This is a genomic window from Lysobacter sp. TAB13 (genome assembly GCF_052113885.1).
Taxonomy (GTDB): domain Bacteria; phylum Pseudomonadota; class Gammaproteobacteria; order Xanthomonadales; family Xanthomonadaceae; genus Lysobacter; species Lysobacter gummosus.
Window position 1 is genome coordinate 86,830 of record NZ_JBFRDR010000017.1, and the last position, 18,465, is coordinate 105,294.

Here is an 18,465-nt window from a genome sequence, read left to right on the forward strand (position 1 = left end):
GAGGGCCCGCCGATGCCTGAAAAGCGGGCAAAACAAAGGCCCAGACGCGGGGCCACCGCGCCTGGGCCAAAAGGGTATTGCCCCGATTACCGTAACCTGCGTACGACCAGATCCCTATCCGTAACGTTCTGACGAGGAGCGTGACTTGGAAGATCGGCAGAGCTTCGGTACGGGTAACGCTACGCGGATTTCGATTAAACCGTCGTTAAAAACGATGTTAAATAAAAGTTAATCGCAACTTGAAATTGCGATCGGGCCGGCCCAGCCCTTCCGCGCCGGGAACCTGCCGTTCGGCGGGTCGCCGGCAGATGACCTGCCCGGCTTGCCATTTGCCGGAAATCGGGCAAGCCCGGCCCCGGGCCGGGGCCCCGTTCAGCGTCTCGCGGCCGTGCGACGCGCCGGTTTGGTCTTCAAACGGCTGGCCACGTACTGGATGATTTCGCCGGCCACGTCCACCCCGCTGGCCTCCTCGATGCCCTCAAGGCCCGGCGAAGCGTTCACTTCCAGGACCAGGGGGCCGCGGGCCGAGCGGATCAGGTCCACGCCGGCCACGCCCAGGCCCAGGACCTGGGCGGCGCGGATCGCGACCTCCTGCTCGGCGGCGCTGGCGCGCACGCCCTTGGCGGTGCCGCCGCGGTGCAGGTTGGAGCGGAAGTCGCCCTTGGGCGCCTGCCGCTTCATCGCCGCGACCACGTTGCCGCCGACCACGAAGCAGCGCAGGTCCGCGCCCTTGGCCTCGGCGACGAACTCTTGCACGAGGAAATTCGCGTACAGCCCGCGCAGCGCTTCGATCACGCCCTTGGACGCGGACAGCTTCTCGGTGAGCATCACCCCGGCGCCCTGGGTGCCTTCGTTGAGCTTGATCACGTGCGGCGGCGGGCCGAGCATCGACAGCAGGTCGGCGGTGTCGTCGGGGTTGTCGCCGAACACCGTCGCCGGCAGGCCGATGCGTTCGGCCGCCAACAGTTGATGGCTGCGCAGCTTGTCGCGCGCGCGCAGGATCGCGTCGGAGGTGTTCGGCGTATAGGTCTCCATCAACTCGAATTGGCGCAGCACGGCCGAGCCGTAGCGCGTCACCGAGGCGCCGATGCGCGGAATCACCGCGTGATAGCCGGCGATTTCGCGGCCCTTGTAGTGCATCTGGAACCCGTCGGAGGCGATGCGCATGTAGCAGCGCAGCGGATCGAGCACGCGCACGCTGTGGCCGTGTTCGCGGGCGGCCTCCACCAGCCGGCGCGTCGAGTAGAGCTTGGTGTTGCGCGACAGGATCGCGAGCTTCATAGGAGAGGTCGGCTGAAAGTGAGAAAGATGGCGTCGCGCGATCGCGGTCGCGCGCCGGCTCAGCTGCGGGGTATCCGGCGCCGCGCGCGTCCATGCAGGAACGAGCGTGCCGGGTCGATCGTGAACACCTGCGCCACCGCGGTGCGGCCCAGCAACATCGGAAAACGCATGCCGCGACGATCCGACAGGTTTATTTCAATTTCGCGTTCGGCGCCGGCCAGACTCAGCACGGTGCGGATGAACACGCGGCGGGTGCGATGGCCGCCGGAGTCGGTGACCTCGCGTTCGTCGAACACCGGAGCGGCGGCTTCGACCTCGCCCGCGCCGACCGCGCCGGGACTGAGGCGGAACCCGACCCAGGGCTCGCCGGCTTCGACATAACGCCAATGCGCGTCCACATGCAACGCCGAGCTGCGCGCGCCGGTATCGATCTTGGCGCGGATGCCGGCGATGCCCAGCGACGGCAACACCGCCAGCTCGCGCCAACCGAGGACGATCTTGGATGACATCGCACCTCCGATGTGGCGATTGCGGTTGGCGTGGCTTCGACGCGGCTTGGACCGCGCCGCGCGGGCGTGGTTCATTCCAGGCCGTCGCCGTGGCGACAAAAAACGGCGACCTCGCGGCCGCCGTACATATCGGATCGCAGCGCCGCGGATCGACCCGGCCGGAGGCTGCGAAGCGATGCGCGACGGTCCACTGCGGAACCGGGCGCGCAGTCTAACTCGCGGGCGGCGCGAGCGTCGATGCGTCCGCCGGCGCTGTGCGTATCCGGTGCGGAACAATGATTTTTTTACATCGCCAAAGCGCGGGGATGCCGCGGATGAAGGGTTCAGAATCGAAACACGGTCTGCGCCCGCGAGCGCGCGCTCAGTTGCGGCAATTGCGCCGTTCTTCTTCCAGTTCCTGCGCGACCGCGTCGGCGCCGAGCACGGCCAGGTCGCGGATGTTCTTGCGCGTTTCCCGGCAGTCGTCCGGACCGCCGCCGCCGAACAGACGGCCGATCTGTTTCACCGTGGATGCGATCGAACGCGGTGCCTGCATCTTGAAGCGTTGCGCGCCCTGCCCCGGCAAGGCCGGCGCGCGGCTGTCGAAGGCTTTGCCCGCCGGCGCGTCCCAGGGCATTCGCGGCGGCGCGGCGAGCGCGGATGGGTCGATGCGGATCGCGGAGAGGCCGGTGGGTTCGGATTCGGCGGCGCTGGGCGCGGCGGGTGTGTCGATGCTTGCCGGTGCAGTGGCGGGCGCGTCGTCGCGTTGTCGTGCGGCGATATACGGCGCGTGGGATGCCGCGGCGGTCGGCGGTTGCACATGCGGCGGCGGCGCGGTCTGCGCGGCGCGCGGCGGCGGCAACAACATCAGCAGCGGATCTTCGCTGGCATCGGCCCTGCGCGGCAGCGGCGCGAGCAGACTTTCGCCGAACCAGAACAAGCCTGCGTGCAGTGCCAGCACGAAGAGCGCGGCGGCGGCGCGTTCGGCGCGATCGCGCGCAGGAACGGTGGATTGTTGTACGGCGCTCGGTTCCGGGCGCGCAGTCGCGCTCCGGGAACGGATTCCTTGCCTCATCCCGCGTGTCCTTACTGAGTATCAGCGCGGCGAGTGTGCGCATAAACCGAGTGGTCTTACGGCACCGGCCGGGTTCGTGGTTGGCTCGTGTTCAAGCGCGAATGAGCGCGATGGCAGCGGACTAACAAAGGCATAACGGAACCGCCCGATCCATCCTCGTTGCAGTGGCATCTGGCAACGAGTCGCGAGCCGGCCCGAGCCGCCGCAAAACCGCAGCAACGCTCACCGCCGCGCATCGGCTCGAACCTACCGCGACCGCCGAAGCGATACCGCACGGCAAGCGCGCCGGTATCACTCCGTGAGACGCCCATGGTAAAAATACGAGGTCGGCCCGGGCAGCATCTTCGCTGCCGGGCCATCGCACGGGAATGGCCATGACAGGTCTGAAAAAGAAACCTGCCGATGTCCGCCGTGCCCCAGCCGCGCGCAGGGGGCATCCGCAGGAGCCTCGGCTGATCCAGAACGAACGCGAACTCATCGCCCTGTGCCTGGCGCTGGCCGGGCGCGGCGCGTCGTTGTCGGCCGCCGAGCGCGCCGCCGCCAAGGGCATCGCGCCGATGGCCGACCGCAGCATGGTCGAGCGGGCGCGCCGCCTGATCGGGCAAGGCTCCGACCCGCTGGGCGGGGTCTTCCTGCGCCTGCGCTCGTCCGAAGTCCGCCGTCGCCTGGGCGCCGTCTACACCCCGGCGCCCATCGTCGAGTCGATGCTGAGCTGGTGCGCCGAGCAAGGCGCGCCCGAGCGCGTGATCGATCCGGGCGCGGGCTCGGGCCGCTACTTGATGGCCGCCGCGCTGCGTTTTCCGCAGGCCCGGCTGATCGGCGTCGAACTCGACCCGGTCGCAGCGCTCATGCTGCGGGCCAACCTCACCGTACACGGATGCATCGAGCGCGCGACCATCGTGGTCGAGGACTTCCGCCAGGCCGCGCTGGAGCGGATCGACGGGCGCACGCTGTTCATCGGCAACCCTCCCTACGTTCGCCATCATGAAATCGGCGAGGCGTGGAAAAACTGGTTTGCCGAATCGGCGCATTCCTACGGGCTGCGCGCGAGCAAACTGGCCGGACTGCATATCCATTTCTTCCTGCGCGCGTTGCAGCTCGCGCAGCCGAACGACATCGGCGCGTTCATCACCTCGGCCGAATGGCTGGACGTGAACTACGGCGCCACGTTGCGCCGGTTGCTGGCGGATCAACTCGGCGGTGTCGCCGTCCACGTACTGGACGCGCGCGCCATGCCGTTCGAGAACACCGCGACCACCGGCGCCATCACCTGCTTCAAGGTCGGTCAGCCGTCGCAAGGCTTGCGCGTGCGCGCGGTCGAGTCGATGGAGACGCTCAACGGTCTGAGCAAAGGCGACGTGGTGCCGTGGGACAACGTGCGCAAGGCCGCGCGCTGGTCGCCGTTGTTCAAGCCGGCGCGGGTCGTTCCGGAAGGCTATGTCGAACTGGGCGAGCTGTGCCGCGTCCATCGCGGCCAGGTGACCGGCAGCAACGATGTCTGGATCGCGGGCGAGCACGCGCGCCGTCTGCCGGGCAGCGTGCTGATCCCGACCATCACCCGCGCCCGCGATCTGCTCTCCGCCGGCGCGCAACTGGATGACGCGCAACCGCTGCGTTGCGTGGTGGATCTGCCGGCCGACCTGGATGTACTCGACGCCGAGGCCAAAAAAGCCGTCAAGCGCTTCCTGACCTGGGCGCGGCAGCAAGGCGCGGATCAGTCCTACATCGCCCGCCATCGCAAGGCCTGGTGGTCGGTCGGCCTGAAACAGCCCGCGCCGATCCTGTCCACCTACATGGCGCGGCGCGCGCCGGCATTCGTGCGAAACCTGTGCGATGCGCGCCACATCAATATCGCCCACGGGCTTTATCCGCGACAGGACATGCCGGCGGCGAAACTCGACGCGCTCGCGAGCTGGCTGCGCCACAACGTCATCACCGAGGACGGTCGCACCTATGCCGGCGGCCTGACCAAATTCGAGCCGAAAGAATTGGAGCGAGTGCTGATTCCGAACCTGGACGCCCTGGGCGCATGACGGCGACGCCCCGGACGTGGACGGCGTCCGAAATGGCGCAAGACACGCAGGCCGCGGTCTCGGCCTTCCGATGGGCGCGACTGGGCGAGCCGCTGGCGCTGTGGAAAGCGACATTTCGCGCAAGCCGGCGCGAAGTGCGCGCGGTCTTCCGCGAACTCGACCTGCGCGCGCCCAAGCGCATCCACTCCCGGCAAATCGCGCAGCTTTATCGCATGCAGCTCGGCGACGCCCTGCGCTACCTAGCCGCGCCGCCGATTTCCGCCGACGACCTGAAAGTGCTCGCCGACTCCACCTTGAGCGGCGCCGCGCTGCGCAAACCCTCGCAAGCGCGCAGCGTTCTGCGAACGATCCAGCAGACGCTCGACCCGTTCCGGTTTCAATGGGTGATTACCGCCCGCCGCCCCAGCCCGGCCGAATGGAAAGCCGCGATCGTCGCCACCGCATCCTTGCTGACTTACCAGCGCGTGGCGACCATCCGCCGCAACGCCGACAAGGATGATCAGGAACGCGCGGTGAAGGCCTACCTTCGCGACGTGCTCGGACTGCGCGAAGAAGCGCCGCGAAAGATCGACACCATGCGCGACACGCCCCCGCCCGGATCGTTCTGCGGCGAATCGGAAGTGGACGGCCGCAAGGCCGACATCGTGGTATCCCTGCACGACGGCCGCCTGCTTCTGATCGAGTGCAAGGTCTCCAACAGCGCCTTGAACAGCGTCAAGCGCCTGAACAACGATGCCGCCGCCAAGGCCGCGCATTGGATCAAAGCCTTCGGCGTATCGCAGGTCGTACCCGCGGCCATGCTGTCGGGCGTGTTCAAGACGCGGCATCTTGCCCATGCGCAGGATCAGCAGAGTCTTGCGCTGTTCTGGGCGCATCGGCTGGATGACTTGGGTGGGTTCGTCAACGCGACCAGGTAGGTCTTGGGATCACTGGCTGCTCTGCGGCTGCGCCTGCGAGAGCGCGGCGGTGAAGCGGGCGGCAAAGCTCCGCGGCCGGGCCCAGGCATTCCGAACGATGAATGAGTGCGGTCCGCACTCGGATCGACGCGCCCCAAGACGCGCTGCGACCCGGAAAAGCAAAAATAGGGATGAGGCGTTCAGCCTTGTCCCTTCGAAAGTTGGAGCGGGTGATGGGAATCGAACTGCATCGAACCCATCCATTTCCTAAGTCGTTCAAACACTTGTTCCTGCCTCGATCGGGAACCGGTGATACCTACCGCGGTACACAAACAGGGCAGCAACGCTAGCGTGTTGCCCACACGTGCAGCAAGTCCGTGCGCACCGCCTCGCCAACATCGAGATCGTCGGCGTGTTGATCCACTACCGGTAGAAAGCCACGGCGTAGCTGGGGGCCACCATCAAGGCAATAGGCTCCGCCATGTTGGCGGATGCGGAAGCGTATCGCGCGCCCCAAAGTGCGTCGACCGCCCCCGCTTCTCGCTGATCGCACAGGACAAGAAGCTCTATAGAAGCAAATCACGTTTCCATCAGTGACTTCAATCGAGCGCGATGCATCCGGAGCTGCTGATGGATTGCAGCGGACTTTGTCTTACGCGCCGCCCTCTTGACATAGCTGAAGTATGTCCTGCTTTTCTTCTCTGCATGCACAGAATATCGGTTCAAGATTTCTTTTCGACGCTGAACCAAGAGAGGCGTCCCTCCGTCGGTCTTCTTAGCCCCCTTATACTGCCTAACCCCCCTTCGCATCTTTACATAGAAGCGAGAGACGCCTGCCGCCCTAAGGCTCGCTTGGACGCCATCGTAGACGAGACCAAGGTATTGAAGGGGGCGATCGGACTTGCTAGCACCAAAATGAGATACGAGTGTCTTTGCGTGCTGCATCGTGAGCTTTAGATCGCTCAAAGCCACCTCTACAAACTCAGAAACGGACTTCGCATCCGTTTCCGGCATGACTAGCAGGATGTCATCGCAGTAGCGGCGATATAGCCCCCCATGCTCCGCGACATAAGCTTTGAGCTTGATGTCGAACGGCAGCATGTAAATATTCGAAAGCGCAGCGCTTATCGGAGAGCCTTGCGGTATACCGTGCCCCTTGGCATTGGTATAGATAAGATTGCCGCCGCGGATCTGCTGGCGGAACTGTGCGGGTTCGCATAGGCGAGTCAACCGCTCCAAGCTAGAGCGACTGAGATCAAGCGCTTTCAGCGCAACTCGCAGCTCCACGGAGGCGTGCTTTGTTAGAGATTTGAAAACTGCGTAGTGGTCGCTGGGCAAAGAGTTTGCCCCCACCAAAGATGCCCAACTTGCCTTGAGGATCGCGTGGTCCAACGATCCGAAGAAATCCTTTACATCAAAACCAAGAGCAACGCATGGGCGATTATTGTTGATCCAATCGAAAGCCTCGTGGGCGAAATCGAGGTTGGATTTTCCAAGTGCACGAAATGCCGTGACGTTTTCGGACAGCTCAAGCAGCTCCAGCTGATGCTCGTAAAGCTCCGTGAGCATGAAGTTGTAGTACGCATAGATCGCGGCATCGGCGTGGGACGCGTACCGGATATCGCGAACCTTCTTGCTCCGCTTGATTTGCCCTGGCCCAGTCCTTTGGAACTTCGTTCGTACGAAGTCCACGCGGAGGAATGGGTAGAAGGAGTGCTTACAAACTGCCTCGGGACTGGTCACCAGTTGCTTGCAGTCAGAGCGAGACAGCGGCGTGTCGAAATGAACGTAACCTCGCGTCAACCGCGCCGCGGCGAGCGCCGATTTCGGACGTTCTTGTGACGTCTTTAGGGGGTCCTTGCCCACGCTGAGCCACCTTGGCTTCTACAGGGCGGGGCAGGCTGCGGCGACCTTTACCCCCCCTGGTTGATACCACCGGACGTTATCTAATACGTCCTACCCACCCGGCCGACAGCCGGGTTTAACCGCACAGATCGAAGATCGTCGTATAGCCTCGCATCGGAGGAACTAATGGTCACGATTGTGGTCGAAATGTTGTCGAGCCTCATCGCTCACCTGGTAGGTCCTACGGTCGCAGCATGCTGCGGACGCGGTCCAGACGTGCTAAGTACGCCCCCGCTCGCCATTTTGAACGGGCGTCACACCTTTAGCATTGTGCTTGATTTATTGCAAGCGCTGAACCCCCCCTTTGCGACTAACTGCTTTCGGGGAAGCCGCGCGGCTCTGTGATCGGGATCATCCGATCCTCGTTGCGCAAATCCACCAAAAAAAGCGAAGTGGCTGCAGTTGCGGTCGCCAAACGCCGTGTCGACCCTGTTCGCAGCTGCCATAGGGCCGGGACTAATAGGGCTTGGACAAAAACGATACCTACGGCGATACCTGATGGGGGCATCGCGATCGTGATCGAAGGTCCGCAGGAGTCTTTGCAGGTCAGCGCGTTACGTGCGGCAAAGGTCGAGGAAGGAGCGGGTGACGGAAGTGGAGCGGGTGATGGGAATCGAACCCACGCTAGCAGCTTGGGAAGCTGCAGTTCTACCATTGAACTACACCCGCGTAGCCGAAAGTCTATGCGCCCGGGTACCGGCTTGGCAACGCGGCGTGCGCCGGGGCGCCGAGGCGGCAATGCCGGCCGGTCCGTGACCGCGGCGGCGCTATCGATCCGCGTGCTGCCCGCCTTGCCGAAACCTTGCCCGCGGGCACAGCCCGCCCGCAATCGCCGACATCGCTTCTTCAGGCGCATTCGAGCGGCCAAGGCCTCTGCGATCGACTGCGCGGCGTCAGCGCCGGTGCGGAGATGCATCGTTAGCCGGGGCGGATTGAATCCGCAGCAAGTTGCGTAGGCCCGATACTTTTGTGGGAGGGCCTTCAGGCCCGATGCTCTTCGTTCCGATCACCGCGACCTGAAACAAAAGCATCGGGCCTGAAGGCCCTTCCACAAAACCTGCAGCACCGGGCCTGAAGGCCTTCCACAAAACCGGCAGCATCGGGCCCGAAGTGAAGATGCCCCACAAAAAAGACGCGGCGATCGCTCGCCGCGTCTTTCGTTTCATCCCAGCGCTAACCCTCGCGGCCACGGCGAAACGCCGCGGCCGCGACGGCTCAGAAGCCGCTGCCGATCTGCGCGAACACCGTGGTGGTGTTGCCCGCGCCCTGGCCGACGGTGACGCTGGCGCCCAGGTTGGCGTCCAGGCCGAACAGCTTGGTGCGCGTGCCCAGCAGCAAGGTGCCGTAGTCCTGGTCGAACTCGCGGCCCTTGACCGCGTAGTAGCCCAGGCCCGGCACGGTCTGCAGGCGCGCGTAGGCGTTCTTCGGCGCGTCTTCGAACTCGCGGTCGAAGGTCAGGCGCGCGTACGGACGGAAGCCTTCGCTGTAGGCGTAGTTGACCTGCCAGCCGACGCTGCCGATCAGCGAATCGAAGCTCTGATCCGGATAAGCCAGCGAGGTAGACAGCGTCGGTTCGCTTTCGGCGAAGCCGTCCACGTCGATGCGCTGCGACAGGATGCCGATCACCGGGCCGTGACGCAGGGTTTCGCCGAATTCCCAACCGGCGTTCAACGCGGCGGTGACGTTCTTGCCGTCGGCCGAGCCGTGATGCACGCGGGTCACCGCGCCCAGGTTGGCGTTGCGGTCGATGTCGAAGTCCAGCTTGGTGTAGCTCAGCTGGCCGTTGACCCAGGCGTGCTGGCCGTACCAGCCGATGAAGCCGCCGATGCTGGTGTCTTTCTGTTCGAACTCGCCGTTGCGCAGGCCGAAGTCCTGCTTCTGCTGGCCGTAGCCGAGGAAGGCGCCGAACACCAGATTGCCGCGGGTCCAATCCACGCCGCCGGTCAGCGCCGGGCCGGCGCCGTCGTACAGGTCGCCGTGGCCGTAGCGCTGGAAGTCGCCGCGTACGTTAGCCCACCAGCGCATGCCCTCGCCGTCGGAACGCTCGCCGACGTGGTTGGCGACCTGGTCGGCGCGCGCGCGGCCGACGGTCGAAGCCGAGTTCGGCAGCAAGGCGATGAAGCGCGGGCCTTCCAGCACCGACAAGGCGTAGTCGGCGAGGATGCGATGCGACTTGCTCGAAGGATGCACGCCGTCGGCGAAGGCATAGGTGTCGGCGCCGCCCGGTACGGTGTTGGTCGGGCTGCAGGTCACCGACGAGGCGGTGATCTGCGGATTGCAGGCCGTGCCGGTGACGTTGCTGATGCCGTAGGGATTCGGGTTGGCGGTGATTTCGCGCAGCAGGTTGAACGTGTCCAGCGGGATCACGCGCAGGCCGGCCGAGGCGATGCCGCCGTACAGCGCGGCGTTGTAGGTCGATGCCAGCTGCGTGCCGGCCGCCTGCTGCGCCGCGCCGCCGGCGCGGAACTGCGGGGTCACGCCCAGGTCGGGAACCGTCGGCACCAGGATGTATTCGGCGCCGGCGTTGCGCAGTGCACCGATCACGCCGATCTGCGCGGTGACCGCATTGGTGATGGTGGACTGGGCCGGCGCGCCGCCGGCCACCGCGAACAGGTCGTTGGCGCCGCCCCACACGGTGTACAGCGCGTTGGGATCGGCGCGGCCGCCGTTGGCGGCGAGGTAGTTGGCGGTCTGCGTGGCCAGCGACGGAATCGCGCCCAGCGCGCCGCTGGTGTTGGTGCCGGTGCGCGCGCCGCCGACGGCGTAGTTGGTGCCGCCCTGGTTGTCGCTGGTGGCGTTGGTGCCGTAGTAGTCGGCCAGCCATTCCGACCAGACCAGGCCCGGGTTGGTGGTGAAACGGCCGATCAGCGCGCCGTTCGGGCCGACCGCCTGGATCAGCGCCGGGCGGAAGTGGCCCGAGTCGGTGAGGCTGTCGCCGATGAAGACGGTCTGCGAATAGGGATCGCCGGCGGCGAAGGCCGGAGCGGCGGCCAGCACGAGAGCGGCGGCCAGCGCGGTACGAACGGGTTTCATCATGAACTTCCCTGATTGACTAACGGTGGCGGCGGGCCGGCGGCTCCGCAACCGGAGCCGGCGACCGCCGAAAAGAGCGCCTTCCCCCGACATACGCCGGCGGATGGCCGAATCGAAACACGCGCCCGGCGAGCAAGGCAAGGCGCAGCGCGGCAAAGCTGTGGCGTCGCGAGGGCCTCGCACCGGCTTTCGCGCCGGTCCCGGGGGCGGCCGCGGCGGACCGCGACCGCGCGATTATCGCTGTCCCGGGGCGGGGCTGCCGGGGCCAGACGTCACAGGTCTTGGGGGGTGTGCGGGGTGTGGGCGGCAGTTTTGGGGTCGATTCGCAAGCGCGGCTGCGGCCAAGCCCGATGCTGGCCGCGCGGCGGCCCGCGCGCGACAATGGCCGCATGAATATCCTGCTCAATGGCGAACCGCGCTCGTTCGCGGCGCCGACTACTTTGATCGAACTGCTGCACGCCGAAGGCCTGCGCGAACGCCGAGTCGCGGTCGAGATCAACGGCGAGATCGTGCCGCGCGGCCGCCACGCGGACACGGCGCTGACCGAAGGCGACAAGGTGGAGATCGTGCACGCGCTGGGCGGCGGCTGAGGCTTTCGCCACCGAGCCGCCGAAAGCCCGAAGTCTTTTGTGGGAGGGAGCTTCAGCCCCGACGCTTTTCTATGGGAGAAAGCTTCTGCCCCGAAGTCTTGGCAGAGAGCCCTACTCTCGAAGTCTTTCTCTGGAGAGACTTCAGCCCCGAAGTCTTTTGTGGGAGGGAGCTTTAGCCCCGATGCTTTTGGGACAGATCGCCGCGAACTGAGCGAAGAGCATCGGGGCTAAAGCTCCCTCCCACAAAAGCTGAAGCGCCCTCTCACAAGAGCGTTGCTCCTGACCAAGAAAGCAAAACCTCAGCGCCAGTTGAAGTAAACCGGATTGCCGACCAGCGCCAGACGCCCCTGCGCATCGCGCACATCCACTCGCAACCAATGCCGCGCACCATCGCTGCGCCAGCGGAAATCGAAACTCTGCTCGGCCGAGCCGATCGCCGGCTGAGCGATCAGCGGCGCCACCACGCCATCGACGATCGCCTCGACCTTCCCGCCGGCCACGCCGCGCACCTGCAAGCGCAACAGCGCCTCCTCGCCGGACTTCAGCGCCAGATCCCCGCCCATCGCCACCTCGCGCGCGCCATGCGCGGCGCTGAGGCTCAAGGCGCGATCCTTGGTCCCGCGCACATCGACGAACACCTCGCCCGCGCGCAACCCGTCGAGGATCGCCGCCATCGACAGCTCGCGCGCCCGCACCACCGTGGTCGGGCGGCCGATGCGGCTGGCGCCGAAGGGTTCTTCGGCCTGGGTCGGCGCATCGTGATTGTCGCTGCCGCCCACGCCGGTCAGGCGATGGCCGGCGTTGAGTTCGCGCTGCCAGAACGCGACGCCCGAGCCCGGCGTGTCGGCGTCGCCGCCGTTGACCGCTTCGACCATCTGCACGCGCGACAGATCCGCGGCCGGCGTCGGCGTCCAGCCGCAGCCCATGCAGCGCTCGTCGGAGGGACGGATCGGATGGTTGATCGACACCGGCACGCCGCGCTGTTGCAGCGTGCTCAGCAGCGAATTCCAGTCCGGCACCGATGCGCTGCCGACGCGGAAATCCACCGGCGCGTAAGTGCCGAACACGTTGGCATGGCCCTGGAAGGTGGTGATCTCAATTCCGGGAATCAGCAGCAGGCGATCGAAATACGGCTGCAGCTCACGCAAATCGGCCAGATGCGAAACGGTGTTGTGCTCGGTGACGGCGATGAAGTCCAGGCCCGCGGCGCTGGCCGCCTGCGCGGTCAGGAACAGCGGGCACGGCACTTTCGCTCCGGCCTGCGATGCGCAGCTGCCGTCGCTGTGGCCGGTATGCATGTGCAGATCGCCGCGATACCAGCCCGGGCCGGCGCGCAACGGCGGCGGCGCGAGCACGGCGGGAATCGCATCGGGCCGGTTGGCGCGGGTGAAGCGGATGCGCGCGCGATAGCTCGCCTGGGTTTCGGCACGGATGTTCGGAATGCCCAGCAACACTTTCCACTCGCCCGCCGGCACCGCGCCGGCCGAGTACGAAGGCGTGACATCGGCGGCGCTGACGGTGAACACACGCTTGTTGCCGCCGCTCCAGCCGCGAAAACCGTCGCGGCCGAGGAACGGCCCGGGGCCGATCAGGCCGAGATCGATGGTGGTTTTGTCGGCGCGGTCGTAGTCGAACTCCACGGTGATGCGGGCGATGCCTTCGGGCACCTGGAACGGGAGTTCGCGATAGGTTTTGTTGTCGCTGCCGGTGATTTTTCCTTCGAGGGTCAGGTCGGGCTCGGAGGTGCTTGCCGCGTCGATCGGCATTGCAGCGGGCGTGCCGGCGGTGTTGCCGTTTGCATGCGTTATGAGGGGCGATGCGAGCGCGGCCAGCGTGGCGCCGATGCAAATCAGGCGGAGCGCGAGGACTTTCGCGCGCGCGGCGATTCGCTCTTGCGGCTGCTTCGCCTCGTGCCTCGGCCGCTGCTTCGGCCTTTGCCACTGCTTTTGCTCGTCATTCCCGCGAAGGCGGGAATCCAGTGCCTTTCGTGCGAGAACGTTTGAAGTCGCTGGATTCCCGCGTTCGCGGGAATGACGGGCAAAGGCATGGGAATGACGGGCAAAAGCAAAGGCGTCGGACTTCATGTACTTACCTCGGTAAAACCCTGGATCCCCGCCTTCGTGGGGATGACGGCTTGCGGATGTCGGTCAAGCCATGGATAGCAGGCACCGCTCAATCGTGCTTCTCCGCCGCCTCGATCGGCCGCTGCCCGCACCGCTCCATCGCCCGCAGCGGATTGCACCGCACCACTTCGCTGCGCGGGAACGTCACCCGATAGCGGCTGAAGCGCAGGTCCGGCTTGAGATAATCGGTGGAGATGTACTGCGCGCCGCTGGCGAACGCCGCTTCGCGCCGGCGCGAATCGTTATGCCGCGCTTCGACCGTGTCGGCATCGGCGCGGGTGCGCACCAGGAACCCGGCCTTGACCGCACGGGCGATGCGCTCGCCCTGCGCGATCGGATCGTTGAGGGTCAGATACGCCGCATCGGTCGCGTTCTCGTCGCCGTTGACGAACATCGCCCGGCCTTCCAGCGAACGCCGCGCGCCGCGGTACAAACCGACCTTGCGCGCGTCTTCGTCGAGCGCGAACACGATCTTGCCGCGCGCCTGGCCGATGCTCGGCCAGCCACCGGCGATCACCGCCTCGCGCAAGGTCTTCGCCTGTCCGCGCACCGTATCCGGCACGATCAGTTCGTCGGCCGCGAACACCGAGCGGATCTCGGCGTCGAGCGCATCGAAGGCCTTGCCGTCGAACGCCAGCGGCGCGACCGCGCCCGGGCCGCTCTTGCCGTCCTTGGCGTTGATCAGGATCAGGATCGGCGCATGCTCGCGATGGTTCTGCGACCACGCGCGGATCTGCTGCAGACACTGGACGAACACCATGCACTGACTGCGAAAGTCGATATCGGCCAGATGCATGACCTTGAACCCCGGCTGCGCCATCTGCGCCGCCACCGGCGCCGGCCACGGTCCCGCCTCGCCGTAGCCTTGGCGCAAGGCGCCGGGCGGATGCGCGTAGCGGCCGCCCTTCGGGTCGTAGTACACGTCCAGTTCCAGCACCCGCGCGCCGAGTTCCAGTTGCTGATGCAGCGGCTCGTGCGCGTAGTCCAGCGAATCCGCGCCGGCGGCGTCTCGGGCGCGGTGCGCGGCCAGTTCCTCGGCCGGGATCGCCAGCTTGTAGCTGTTGTGCGTGCCGATCGCCTGCACATCGTTGAGATGCAGATTGCGATCCATCCACGCCGCCGCGCAGTCCGGACCGGCCTGGGCGGCGTCGGGCGCATCGAGCTTGCATTGCGCATCGCCCGTCTGCGCACCGGCCGCGCCGGCGGCGATCAAGCCGCAAGCCAGCACGGCCGCAGACAACACACTCGGCAAACCCGCACGTTTCATACCCTGACTCCGCAGCAAAGCAGGCAACGATACGCGCTCAGAACCGGTACATCAGCGCGGCGCGGAAGGCGCGGCCGAGCAAGGGCCGGGCGATGAAGGTGTTGTTGCCGGCGTCGGCGCTCTGCAGCTCGCCGGCGCGCGGATTGCCTTCGGTCAGGCCGCGCGAATTGGTCAGGTTGTCGGCGTACAGGAACAAGGTCAGCCCCGGTACGAACTCGTAGCGGGCGCTGGCGTTGATGACGTGATACGACGGCAGCTTCACCGAGTTGGCGGTGTCCACGAAGCGTTCGCCCTGGTACTCGTAGGCGACCTGCAGGCGCAGGCGGTCGTCGAGCAGATTCAGGCCCGGCACCACGCGGAAGCTGTTCTTCGGCACCCGGATCAACTGGTTATCGACGAAATCGCGCAGCACCGGCGCGCCGTTGACCAGTTCGGTGTAGCGCAGGCCCTTGTACTTGGGGTCCTGCACCGTCGCGGTGAGTTGCAGGTCGAACCAGCGCGTCGGCGTCCAATAACCTTCCAGCTCCAGGCCGGTGGTCTTGGTGTCGGCGAAGCCCTGCTGCACGGTCGAGGCGCCGTTGCCGAGGTTGAACACGTAATTGCTGAAGCCGACGTTGTCGTACTTGGTGTAGAACAGCGTCGCGAACAGGTCGAAGCTTTCGTTGCTGAACTTGTAGCCGACCTCGCCCAGGTCCATGGTCTGGGTGATCGGGCGCGCGTTCGGATCGTTCAAGCAGGCCTGCAGCTTGGCGACATCGCAGTTGGAAAACTTGGTGATGTAGCTCGACAGGCTCGGCAGGCGGAACGCCGGCGTCCAGCGCGCGAACACGCCCTGATGCGAATCGAACTGCCAGTTGGCGCCGACGGTCCAGCCGATCTTGTCGAACTTCTCGTCGTAATCGACGAACACGCCCGAGCCGGTGAGGATCGCCGAAGTCGCCGGCGTGCCCAGATTCACCTGCTTGCGGATCTCGGTCCAACCTTGCGTGTGCACTTGCTCCCAGCGCGCGCCGGCGTCGATGCGCAGCTTGTCGGTCACCTGCCATTCGTCGGAGACGTACACCGCCTGGGTGGTGGAGCGGCCGCTGGCGTTTTCCCACTCGTAGCCGTAGCGATACACGCCGTTGTCGGTCAGCGTTTTCAACGGCTGCCCGGCGGCGTTCACCGCGACCAGATTCAACAGGCGCGCGTTGTCGCGCACATCGGTCAGCACGTTGGACGAATAGCGGTCGAAATCCTGATCGAAGCGGGCGAAGTAATAGCCGACGGTGACATCGTGGCTCTGCCCGCCAAAATCGAAACGACGCATCAGGCGCGTGTCGCTGATCAGCTCGTTGACCGGCATGGTGACCCCGCGCAGGCCGCCGATGGTCATCAGGCCGTTGCCGTTCTGGTTCGGTCCGAACACTTGATCGGGCGCATCGACATAACGCAACTGCCCGCCGACCGCGCCGGGCACGGAGGCGATCAGCTTCTTGACCGCGGCATCGGCGAAGAACTTGTCGCCGCTTTGCAAGGTCAGCGGGAACACGCCGTTACGCTGGGTTTCGGTCTTGCTGTAGCGCAATGCCTGGGCGAGTTTGAAGCCGCCGCCGAATTCGTAATCGAACTTGACGCTGTACTGGTCGCGCTTCACTTCCGTGCCCAGCGCATTGTCGAAGTCGTACAGGCTGCCGTCGCCCTGGATCATCGGCACGCGCCGGGTTTCCGGGCCGGCCAGGGTGCCGTGGTTGTCGTCGAAGCCGGGCACGCCGCGGATCTTGCCGTCGGCGTAGGTGCGCATCGGTACGCCCAGGTACAGGGCGACACGATCGTCCACGCGCTTGTAGTCGAAGCTCAGATTGCCGTGCTCGAACGCGCGCGACAGATTGATCCGGTACTGGCCGCCGTCGTTGGCCGGATAGCCCGGATTGCGGATGCCGTCGTCGCTGCGATAGAAGCCGCCCAGGCCCAGTTTCCAGCCGCCGCCGATCGGCGTGCCGAAGAACAGGTCGTAGCGGGCCAGGCCGTAATCGCCCCAGGTGATCTTGGCCGCGCCCTCGGCGGTGTCGCCGACCACGCGCGGGATGAAGTTGATCGCGCCGGCCGGGGCGTTGGAATAGAACACCGAGGCCGGGCCGCCGCGCACCACTTCGATGCGTTCGATGGTTTCGTCCAGGCGGAAGGCCTGGTCGCCGTTGAGATAACCCAGCGCCGGATCGTGCTGCACCGGGATGCCGTCTTCGAGCAGGGTCACCGAACCGAACCCGTCCACCGGGATGCCGCGGGCGCGGATGTTGCCGCTGGCCTCGCCGCCGGTGGCCTCGACCCAGAAGCCGGGCACCGACTTCAGGGCTTCGGTGACCGAGGTCGGCGCCTGCATGCGCAGACGGTCTTCGTCGATGGCGGTGATCGAGTAGCTGGTCTCGGCCTTGCTGCGCTGGCGGGTGCCGGAGCGGCCGGTGACGACGACTTTGTCCAGGTTAACCGCCCTGCCCGCTGTCGCGGCTTCAGACGCCATCGCGGACGCTGCGGTGGGGTCGCCAGCGGCGACGGGAGCGGCAGAAGCGTTCTGCCCGCCCTGGGCGGCGGCGGGCGTGGCGTCCTGGGCGTGGGCCTGGGCGGCGGCGAGCAGGCTGGCGGCCAGGGCGATACGGATCGCCCGGCTGAGCTGGCGGTAGGAAGAGGGCATGGCGTCGGCATTCGGAAGGAAAGGGGGCGCTGCCGTCGGTTCCGTCCGAAGCCGTGCATGGCGCCCGGCAGCCGATTCGAATGCTGAACGTTGCCGCTTAAAGATTCGTGACAGCGGCCGAAGAATCGCAATCGGGCCTGATCGGAACCGGCTTGCTTCCGCGCCCGGGTTGCGATCCGGGCGGGACGATCGTGAATCCGCCGGCCGGCGGCCCGACCGCCCGCCGGATCGCCGCCCGCGCCCCGAATCGCCGCAAACGGCACCTGCTCGCCCCGACATGTTCAGTACCGATCGGCCATAATTGCGCGATGACTGATACCGCCTTTTCCGACCCGCTGGTCATCGCCGGCACGACCTATCGCTCCCGCCTGTTGACCGGCACCGGCAAGTTCAAGGACTTGGCCGAAACCCGCCTGGCCACCGAGGCTGCCGGGGCGCAAATCGTCACCGTAGCGATCCGCCGCACCAATATCGGCCAGAACCCGGGCGAGCCCAACCTGCTCGACGTGCTGCCGCCGGACCGCTACACCATCCTGCCCAACACCGCCGGCTGCTACACCGCCGACGACGCGGTGCGCACCTGCCGGCTGGCGCGCGAACTGCTCGACGGCCACAAGCTGGTCAAGCTGGAAGTCCTCGGCGACCAGCGCACCTTGTTCCCCGACGTGGTCCAGACCCTGGCCGCGGCCGAAATCCTGGTCAAGGACGGCTTCGACGTGATGGTCTACACCTCCGACGACCCGATCCTGGCCAAGCGCCTGGAAGAAATCGGCTGCGTCGCGGTGATGCCGCTGGCCGCGCCGATCGGTTCGGGCCTGGGCGTGCAGAACAAGTACAACCTGCTGGAAATCATCGAAAACGCAAAAGTGCCGATCCTGGTCGATGCCGGCGTCGGCACCGCCTCGGACGCCGCCATCGCGATGGAACTGGGCTGCGACGGCGTGCTGATGAACACCGCCATCGCCGGCGCGCGCGACCCGATCCTGATGGCGCACGCGATGAAGCTGGCGATCGAAGCCGGCCGCGCCGCGTTCAAGGCCGGGCGCATTCCGCGCAAGCGCTACGCCAGCGCGTCTTCGCCCGTGGACGGGTTGATCGGCTGA

14 protein-coding genes and 1 tRNA gene are annotated in these 18,465 nt (G+C 66.1%); 4 read left to right on the forward strand and 11 right to left on the reverse strand.

Going from position 1 to position 18,465, the window contains the following annotated elements:
• Positions 1 to 372: 372 nt before the first annotated feature.
• From rimK to AB4Y92_RS18750, 3 genes are all read right to left on the reverse strand, one after another.
• The gene (rimK, locus tag AB4Y92_RS18740) at positions 373 to 1,281 is read right to left on the reverse strand and encodes a 30S ribosomal protein S6--L-glutamate ligase (protein WP_057941817.1); all 909 of its coding nucleotides are present in this window, start codon (positions 1,279 to 1,281) and stop codon (positions 373 to 375) included.
• Between the two features lie 59 nt (positions 1,282 to 1,340).
• Positions 1,341 to 1,790 (reverse strand): ATP-dependent zinc protease family protein, encoded by a 450-nt coding sequence (locus tag AB4Y92_RS18745; RefSeq protein ID WP_441821034.1) that lies wholly within the window; start codon positions 1,788 to 1,790, stop codon positions 1,341 to 1,343.
• Between the two features lie 361 nt (positions 1,791 to 2,151).
• Entirely contained in the window at positions 2,152 to 2,730 is a 579-nt protein-coding gene (locus tag AB4Y92_RS18750) for a hypothetical protein (protein WP_441821035.1), read from the reverse strand.
• 488 nt (positions 2,731 to 3,218) lie between these two features.
• Between AB4Y92_RS18750 and AB4Y92_RS18755 the strand changes: the two genes are divergently transcribed.
• Together AB4Y92_RS18755 and AB4Y92_RS18760 are read left to right on the forward strand one after the other, a co-directional pair.
• Entirely contained in the window at positions 3,219 to 4,877 is a 1,659-nt protein-coding gene (locus AB4Y92_RS18755; RefSeq protein WP_441821036.1) for an Eco57I restriction-modification methylase domain-containing protein, read from the forward strand.
• 32 nt (positions 4,878 to 4,909) lie between these two features.
• Positions 4,910 to 5,794, forward strand: a complete 885-nt coding sequence (locus tag AB4Y92_RS18760; protein ID WP_441821037.1) for a XamI family restriction endonuclease — start codon at positions 4,910 to 4,912, stop codon at positions 5,792 to 5,794.
• Positions 5,795 to 6,352: 558 nt separating this feature from the next.
• Here the strand turns inward: AB4Y92_RS18760 and drt2 are convergent.
• The 4 genes from drt2 to AB4Y92_RS18780 form a co-directional block, all read right to left on the reverse strand.
• Positions 6,353 to 7,639 carry an antiviral reverse transcriptase Drt2 gene (gene drt2 / locus AB4Y92_RS18765; RefSeq protein WP_441821038.1) on the reverse strand — a complete coding sequence of 429 codons (1,287 nt, stop codon included), beginning with the start codon at positions 7,637 to 7,639 and terminating at the stop codon, positions 6,353 to 6,355.
• Positions 7,640 to 8,273: 634 nt separating this feature from the next.
• Positions 8,274 to 8,347, reverse strand: a tRNA-Gly gene (locus AB4Y92_RS18770).
• 224 nt (positions 8,348 to 8,571) lie between these two features.
• Entirely contained in the window at positions 8,572 to 8,844 is a 273-nt protein-coding gene (locus tag AB4Y92_RS18775; RefSeq protein ID WP_441821039.1) for a DUF6053 domain-containing protein, read from the reverse strand.
• 49 nt (positions 8,845 to 8,893) lie between these two features.
• Positions 8,894 to 10,711, reverse strand: a complete 1,818-nt coding sequence (locus tag AB4Y92_RS18780) for an autotransporter domain-containing protein (protein ID WP_441821040.1) — start codon at positions 10,709 to 10,711, stop codon at positions 8,894 to 8,896.
• A 389-nt stretch (positions 10,712 to 11,100) separates the two neighbouring features.
• Between AB4Y92_RS18780 and thiS the strand changes: the two genes are divergently transcribed.
• Positions 11,101 to 11,301, forward strand: coding sequence for a sulfur carrier protein ThiS (gene thiS / locus AB4Y92_RS18785; protein WP_441821041.1), 201 nt, complete (start codon positions 11,101 to 11,103; stop codon positions 11,299 to 11,301).
• A 141-nt stretch (positions 11,302 to 11,442) separates the two neighbouring features.
• Here thiS and AB4Y92_RS18790 read toward each other — a convergent pair whose 3' ends face one another.
• The 4 genes from AB4Y92_RS18790 to AB4Y92_RS18805 all read right to left on the reverse strand — a co-directional run bounded on the left by AB4Y92_RS18790 (position 11,443) and on the right by AB4Y92_RS18805 (position 17,362).
• The gene (locus tag AB4Y92_RS18790; RefSeq protein WP_441821042.1) at positions 11,443 to 11,679 is read right to left on the reverse strand and encodes a DUF6053 domain-containing protein; all 237 of its coding nucleotides are present in this window, start codon (positions 11,677 to 11,679) and stop codon (positions 11,443 to 11,445) included.
• Complete coding sequence (locus tag AB4Y92_RS18795) at positions 11,601 to 13,067, reverse strand: CehA/McbA family metallohydrolase (protein ID WP_441821043.1); 1,467 nt, start codon at positions 13,065 to 13,067, stop codon at positions 11,601 to 11,603. Before AB4Y92_RS18795 ends, AB4Y92_RS18790 begins: the two co-directional genes overlap by 79 nt.
• A gap of 406 nt (positions 13,068 to 13,473) precedes the next feature.
• Positions 13,474 to 14,691, reverse strand: coding sequence for a phosphatidylinositol-specific phospholipase C1-like protein (locus AB4Y92_RS18800; RefSeq protein ID WP_441821044.1), 1,218 nt, complete (start codon positions 14,689 to 14,691; stop codon positions 13,474 to 13,476).
• Between the two features lie 37 nt (positions 14,692 to 14,728).
• Positions 14,729 to 17,362, reverse strand: a complete 2,634-nt coding sequence (locus AB4Y92_RS18805) for a TonB-dependent receptor (protein ID WP_441821045.1) — start codon at positions 17,360 to 17,362, stop codon at positions 14,729 to 14,731.
• A 308-nt stretch (positions 17,363 to 17,670) separates the two neighbouring features.
• Between AB4Y92_RS18805 and AB4Y92_RS18810 the strand changes: the two genes are divergently transcribed.
• The gene (locus AB4Y92_RS18810; protein WP_441821046.1) at positions 17,671 to 18,465 is read left to right on the forward strand and encodes a thiazole synthase; all 795 of its coding nucleotides are present in this window, start codon (positions 17,671 to 17,673) and stop codon (positions 18,463 to 18,465) included.